The 5,837-nt window shown below is 74.5% G+C and carries 5 protein-coding genes; 1 reads left to right on the top strand and 4 read right to left on the bottom strand.

Going from position 1 to position 5,837, the window contains the following annotated elements:
- Nucleotides 1–62: 62 nt before the first annotated feature.
- The 4 genes from ABT300_RS40520 to ABT300_RS40505 form a co-directional block, all read right to left on the bottom strand.
- Nucleotides 63–890, bottom strand: coding sequence for a LamG-like jellyroll fold domain-containing protein (locus ABT300_RS40520; protein WP_351687143.1), 828 nt, complete (start codon nt 888–890; stop codon nt 63–65).
- A gap of 58 nt (nt 891–948) precedes the next feature.
- The gene (locus ABT300_RS40515) at nt 949–2,097 is read right to left on the bottom strand and encodes a PP2C family protein-serine/threonine phosphatase (protein WP_351687141.1); all 1,149 of its coding nucleotides are present in this window, start codon (nt 2,095–2,097) and stop codon (nt 949–951) included.
- Between the two features lie 113 nt (nt 2,098–2,210).
- Entirely contained in the window at nt 2,211–2,969 is a 759-nt protein-coding gene (locus tag ABT300_RS40510) for an IclR family transcriptional regulator (RefSeq protein ID WP_351687138.1), read from the bottom strand.
- 124 nt (nt 2,970–3,093) lie between these two features.
- A complete protein-coding gene (locus ABT300_RS40505; protein ID WP_351687135.1) occupies nt 3,094–5,238 on the bottom strand; it encodes an ATP-binding SpoIIE family protein phosphatase in 2,145 nt (714 codons plus the stop codon).
- Nucleotides 5,239–5,384: 146 nt separating this feature from the next.
- Here ABT300_RS40505 and ABT300_RS40500 point away from each other — a divergent pair, with 146 nt between their 5' ends.
- Nucleotides 5,385–5,708 (top strand): antibiotic biosynthesis monooxygenase family protein, encoded by a 324-nt coding sequence (locus ABT300_RS40500; RefSeq protein ID WP_351687132.1) that lies wholly within the window; start codon nt 5,385–5,387, stop codon nt 5,706–5,708.
- The last annotated feature ends 129 nt before the right edge of the window (nt 5,709–5,837 follow it).

The following is a 5,837-nucleotide window of genomic DNA, read 5'->3' as shown; positions in this document are numbered from 1 at the left end:
CCCCGCCGACGTGTGTCGTCAGGCGGTGTCCGGCAGCGCTCCGTGCGACCCGCCCACGGTCATCAGGCGCACCCGCCGACCCGCCGGGTGCTGAGCGCCACGTCGTCCATGCGGACGTCGTACGAGGTGGGCGTCGGGCCGGCCTGGTACAGCTGCCAGCCCAGCTTGAGCGTGTCGAAGCGCGGGAAGACGAAGTCGTCCGCGGTGCCGCCGTGCGCCTTGGTGGAGACGGTCAGATCGGAGCGCTCCACGCCGTCCTGGTACACGGTGACGCGGTTGTCGGCGGCGTCGAGGTGGAACTCCACGCAGCTCCAGGTCCCGGCCGTGGCCGGGGCGGAGGTGCGCCACGCGGTCCAGTCCCCGGTGGGGCCGAGGTCGGAGCCGACTCCCCAGAAGTTCTCCTGCGAGGTGGGCACGTACTGGCCGCCCAGCGGGCGTACCAGCGTGGGGGCGTCGGAGCCGGACGCCTCGGCGACGGTCCAGTGCGCCCAGGCGGGGGCGGTCGGCAGCCTGTCGATGCGCAGTCGCAGCCGGGCCCAGAAACTGTTCCGGGCGGGTGCGAGGTCGGACAGGACGAGGAAGGCGCGACCGTTGCCCTCCGTGTGCAGCCGCAGTTCGCGGCCGCGGCCGGTGCTGCTGGGCTCGACGCTCAGGTAGCCGTCCTTCGTGTCGGTGGTCCAGCCGCGGCCTGCGGTGACGGGGCCGAGCGGGAGGCGGTCGAAGTCCTCTCGGACGAAGGTCCGGTGGGAGACGGCGTCGTCGGCGGAGCGGACGGGGCGGACGGCGGGGGCGGTGGGTCCGTCGGGTCCGGCAGAGGCGGTGGGGGGTAACGCGAGCAGGGCGCCCGATGCGGCCAGCAGGGCAGCCGCGATCTTCCTCATGCGTGTCATGAGCACAGTGTGCAACACCGGTCCCGGGGATCACAGAGGCCTCCCCGGTCACCGCGCATCACGCGGCCTGCTCGCCCAACGACAGGCCCTCCAGGGCGGGTTGGGCGACGTCGGGCGCGTCGGACGTCGGCTTGCGGATCAGCAGCAGCGCAGCGTCGTCGTGCAGTCGTCCGCCGACGTGCGCCAGCAGCTCCTCGTGGAGCGAGTCGAGGGTGCGCGCGGGCTCGTCGCCGAGGTGCCGGGACAGTCCTTCAGCGAGGGGGTAGAACTCCCGGCGGCGGTCGCGGGCCTCGATGACGCCGTCGGTGTAGAGCAGCAGTTGGTCCCCGTCGGCGAACGGCAGCACCTGGAGGTCGGGCCGCTGGTCGGTGAGGGCGCGCAGGCCGAGGGGCGGGGCGGGGTGCGGGCTCTCGACGGGCACGACGTCCCCGGGCGCGCGCACCAGCAGCGGCGGCGCGTGTCCGCAGTTCACCACTTCCAGCTCCCCCGGCCGCGGGTGTCCGGCGACCACGGCGGTGACGAAGTCGTCCGCGCCGAGGTTGCGGGCCAGGCTCCGCTCGATCCGGTCGACCACGGCGAGGAGGTCGGGCTCGTCGTAGGCGGCCTCGCGGAAGACGCCGACCACGAGGGCGGCGGTCCCGACCGCGGGCAGCCCCTTGCCCCGCACGTCGCCGACGATCAGCCGGACGCCGTAGGGGGTGGGCACCAGCGCGTAGAGGTCCCCGCCGATCCTCGCCTCGGCGGCGGCCGCGCTGTAGCGGACGGCGACCTCGAAGGGTCCGACCGTGGCGGGCACCGGCTTCAGCAGGGCGTGCTGGGCGGCCTCCGCGACGGAGCGGACGTCGGCGAGCACCTGCTCCCGGCGGGAGCGCAGCGCGCCGGCGAGTGCGCTCGCCAGGGTGACCGCCGCCAGGGCGGCCAGCACGGCCGCCAGCTCCGGGCCGGGCGCGCCGTCCCGGGCGCCGAGCGTCGCGCCGACCACGGCGGCCAGGAGTCCGACGCAGAGAACGCCGCGCGGCCCGTTCGTGGTGGCGGCCAGCGCGGGACCGGCCACCAGCAGGGGCAGCCAGGTCATCCCCGCTCCGCCCGCGAGGTCGACGAGCACGACGACGCACACGATGAGGACGGGCAGGAGCGGGCCTGCCGATCGGTGTCCGAACAGCCGCGTCGGGCTGGGGTCGCCGCCATGGTTCCGGGCCTGACTCATGCTGGGTATGCATTCCTCACCGTGCGCCGGGGCACATCGCACATGTCCGTTTCCTCTAGGAAAAGGGAGGGCCGCAGTCGCTCACAAGGCGCAGCTTTTCAGATAATGAACGATCAGGCGCGCAGTGAAAGAGTCCTGGTCACACGGTTCGCGGTGGGGATCAGCCGGTCGCGGACCTGTTCGATCCGGGACAGCCGGTCGGCGGGCAGCGAGACGCCGAGCGAGCCGATGACGTCGCCGCTGTAGACGGGGACGGCGACGCAGACCGTGCCGAGGGAGTACTCCTCGAGGTCGGTGACGGCCGGTGCGACGGGCGAGGCGTCCAGCCTCCGCAGCAGCTCCGGAGCGCTCGTGATGGTCTTCGGGGTGAGGTCGGCGAGGTGGTGGCGCGAGAGGTAGTCCCGGCGGGCGTCGTCGTCCAGCTCCCGCAGCACGGACTTGCCGAGGGCGGTGGCGTGGCCCGCGTCCTCGAAACCGACCCACAGGTCGACGCGGGGCGTCCGGGGTCCGTCGACGATCTCGGCGACCCGGATCTCGCCCTCCTCGTAGAACGTGAGGTACGCGGCGGTCGTCAGCTCGTCCCGCAGCGCGGCGAGCGTCGGGCGGACCCGGCTGAGCAGCGCCTGGCCGCGGCCCGCGGTGTGCAGCGTCCGCAGTCGGTCGCCGAGGATGAACCCGCCGTCCTGGAGTTTTTGCAGGTAGCCGTCGTGGACCAGGGTCCGCAGCAGGTGGTAGGCGGTGGCCAGGGGCAGCCCCGACTCCCGCGCCAGCTGTTTCGCCGGCGCGCCGTTCTCGTGCTCGCTCACCGCCTCCAGCAGACGGAAGGCCCGCTGCACGGAGGTGATGAGCGTGGGGCCGTCCCGCGCACTCATACGACCAGCGTGCGCCCGGCGGACCGGGCAGGCAAGACACGCGCGCCGCCGGCCCCGTGGCGCCGCCGTCTGCTCCGGCGCACGCGCCGGGCCGTCGCTGTCGCTGTCGCCTGGGCCGTCGCCGTCACCCGGCGAGCGCCGACGCCGGGAACTCCGCCGACTCGCTCAGTTCGGCCCAGACGGTCTTGCCGCGGCGGGCGTGGCGGGTGCCCCAGTGCTCCGCGAGCTGGGCGACCAGCAGCAGGCCGCGTCCGCCCTCGTCGGAGACCCGGGCCCGGCGAAGGTGCGGCGTGGTGTTGCTGCCGTCGGAGACCTCGCACAGCAGTCCGCGGTCGTGGATGAGACGCAGTCTGACCGGGGGCCGGCCGTAGCGGATCGCGTTGGTGGCCAGTTCGCTGACCACCAGCTCGGCGGTGAAGGCGAGCTCCTCCAGGCCCCACTCGTCCAGCTGGCGGGAGACGTGCGAACGGGCCCGGGCGACGGCGGCCGGGTCGGCGTCCAGATCCCAGGTGGCGACCTGGCGTGCGCCGAGCGCGTGGGTGCGGGCGAGGAGGAGGGCGACGTCGTCGTCCGGACGGTCGGGCAGCATGGTGTCGAGGACGGAGTCGCAGATCGCCTCCAAGGAGGCTTCCGGCCGGGCGAGGGCGTGGCGCAGCCGGGTGAGACCGGCGTCGACGTCGTGGTCGCGGGCCTCGATCAGGCCGTCGGTGAACAGGGCGATCAGGCTGCCCTCGGGCAGTTCCACCTCCATGGCCTCGAAGGGCAGGCCGCCCAGACCCAGCGGCGGCCCGGGCGGCAGTTCCAGCAGCTCGACCGTTCCGTCCCGGTTCGTCAGAGCCGGCGGCACGTGCCCGGCGCGGGCCAGGGCGCACCGGCGGGAGACCGGGTCGTAGACGGCGTACAGGCAGGTGGCGCCCGTCTCGCCGACGTATTCGTCCGGGTTGCCGTCCACGTCGTCGAAGGCCTCGCCGGAGGGGCGCAGCACCACGTCGTCCAGGTGGGTGAGGAGTTCGTCGGGCGGCAGGTCGATGTCGGCGAGGGTGCGCACGGCGGTCCGCAGCCGGCCCATCGTCGCGGCGGCGTGGATGCCGTGGCCGACCACGTCGCCCACCACCAGCGCCACCCTGGCCCCGGACAGCGGGATGACGTCGTACCAGTCGCCGCCCACTCCGGCCCGACCGCCGGCCGGCAGATAGCGGTGGGCGACCTCCACGGCCGACTGCTGCGGGGCGTGGCGTGGGAGCAGACTGCGCTGCAGGGTGAGCGCGGTGGAGCGGGCGTGCGTGTAGCGGCGCGCGTTGTCGACGGCGACGGCCGCCCGGGCGGCGATCTCCTGGGCGAGCAGCAGGTCCTCGTCGTCGTAGGGGACGGGGCTGTGGTGCCGGCAGAACTCGGCGACGCCGAGCGTGCTGCCGCGGGCGCACAGCGGCACCACCAGGGTGGAGTGGACGCGGCGCCCGTCCACGCTGCGCCGGCCGTGGTGCCGGGAGGGCCGCCCGGCGGCCAGGGCGCGTGCCGTCGGCGATCCGTCGACGCAGGTGGTCAGCTGCCGCGCGGCCACGGCGGGGGGCTGCGCGTCGGGCGCGGCCGCCGGCGAACTGGCGATGCGGCGCATGACGCCCCGGTCCTGACCGGGGGTGTCGTCACCGTGCAGGGCGGAGTCCAGCAGGTCGACGGTGACGAGGTCGGCGAACCGCTCCGCGCCGAAGTCGGCGAGCTCCTGGGTGGTGCGGGCGACGTCCAACGTGGTCCCGATGCGCATGCCCGCCTCGTTCACCATCGCCAGCCGCCACTGCCGCCGGCGGTCGCGCTCCTCCTGGAACGCGACGACGTCCTGCTCCGAGGTGCGGTCGACGTACCCGGTCGTCGTCGCGATCACGTACCGGGTCGCCCTGCTGACCAGCGGCGCGTCGGCGGTGTACCGGGGCAGCTCCGCGATCAGCCGGTCGAGGACGACGCCCTGCGCCAGCCGGAAGGCCCGCAGCATCGTGCCCATGGACATGCCGTACCGAGCCAGGCGGCGGGCGCGCTCCAGCGCGGCCGGCGGCGCTTCGATCAGCTGCGGCTCGGCCGAGCGCGCCAGGCCGGACAGCCCCGTCATGATGTACTCGGCGACGTTCTGGGACACCGTGCGGGCCATCTCCGGGGTCTCCCAGAGCGCGGGGAGCTCCCGCCGCAGCGCCTTCTCCACGTCGGCGATCAGCTCGTCGGCCCGCGTGCCCAGCTCGCGCGCGACGCGGGACACGAGACGGTCGGCCTGGTCGTCCACACTGTCGACGGTACGCCGGATACGGGCGCGGGCCCCGCCGGTCGGACGGCCGACGGGCCGCACCACCGCATGCGACGGCGGGCCCGGAGCCGCCGGACCGGTGGGGCGACCGCAGGCCGGGGCGACGGCGGAGGCAGGATGGGGGCATGAGCGTAGTCAAGATCAACGTACTGACGGTCCCGGCGGAGCAGCGGGAGACCCTCGAGAAGCGCTTCGCCGCACGCGGCCACGCCGTCGAGAGCTCCGACGGCTTCGAGTGGTTCGAGCTGCTCCGGCCGGTGGAGGGCACGGACACCTATCTCGTCTACACGCGCTGGCGTGACGAGGAGTCCTTCCGGGCGTGGGCCGAGGGCCCGGCGAGGGCGGCGCACCAGGGCGGCGCGGAGGGCGAGCGTCCCAAGCCCGCCGCCTCGGCCTCCACCCTCTGGTCGTTCGAGGTCGCCCAGCAGGTGACGCCCAAGGACGCGTAGCGCGCCGCGCGGCCTGGCCGCCGGACGGAAACGGCGGCGCTCACGGGCCGTCGGCTCCGACTCCGACTCCGGCTCCGACTCCGACTCCGGCTCCGGCTCCGGCTCCGGCTCAGGCCACGATGGAGTCGC

Source organism: Streptomyces sp. NPDC001027, from assembly GCF_040299045.1.
Lineage (GTDB): Bacteria > Actinomycetota > Actinomycetes > Streptomycetales > Streptomycetaceae > Streptomyces.
This window is presented reverse-complemented; position numbering and strand designations above follow the sequence as displayed.